The organism is Vibrio sp. 2130-1 (assembly GCF_033339515.1).
Map to the genome: position 1 here is coordinate 1 of NZ_JAWOUT010000438.1, position 618 is coordinate 618.

1 protein-coding gene is annotated in these 618 nt (G+C 47.2%); it reads right to left on the bottom strand.

Features of this window, described 5'->3' with window-relative positions:
* Nucleotides 1-618: ABC transporter substrate-binding protein (locus R7Q09_RS26700; RefSeq protein ID WP_318144017.1), on the bottom strand; the 618-nt coding region annotated here is incomplete at both ends.

Consider the following 618-nt stretch of genomic DNA (forward strand, 5'->3'; position numbering starts at 1 on the left):
GCTTGACGAACGCGCACGTCTTTCAACGCTTCATTGCTGTTTTGGTTCATTTGGAACGTGATGATTCGCGTACCAGGTAGTGTCACGAGATCGATGCCTTTCGCATCTTTCACACGTTGGTGATCGTTTGGCGCTACTGGATGAATCATATCGACGCCACCAGAAAGAAGCGCAGCCACACGAGTCGCGTCTTCTTTGATTGGTACTAGCGTTAGCTTATCAACGTTACCTTTCGACGCTTTATCCCAGTAATCTTTGAAGCGTTCAAATTCCACTTTTACGCCTTGTTCACGTGATGTCACGATGAATGGGCCAGTACCAGAAACGTGAGTCGATGCAAATGAGTTACCGTGCTTCACTAGTTCAGACTTGTCTTTGCCGTCTTCTGTCTTACCTGAGTAGAACTTGCTGTCCATAGGGAAGATGTACGTCGCCGTTTGCAGAACAAGTGGGTATGGACCTTTAGTAACCAAATCGAACGTGTAGTCATCCACTTTTACGATTTTCTCGTACGGGTCGAAGATCGCTTTAAAGTCTGGAGAGCTTTGTAGGCGCTCAAATGTCCACACCACATCATCCGCTGTTAGCGAGTTACCAGAGTGGAACTTCACGCCTTCA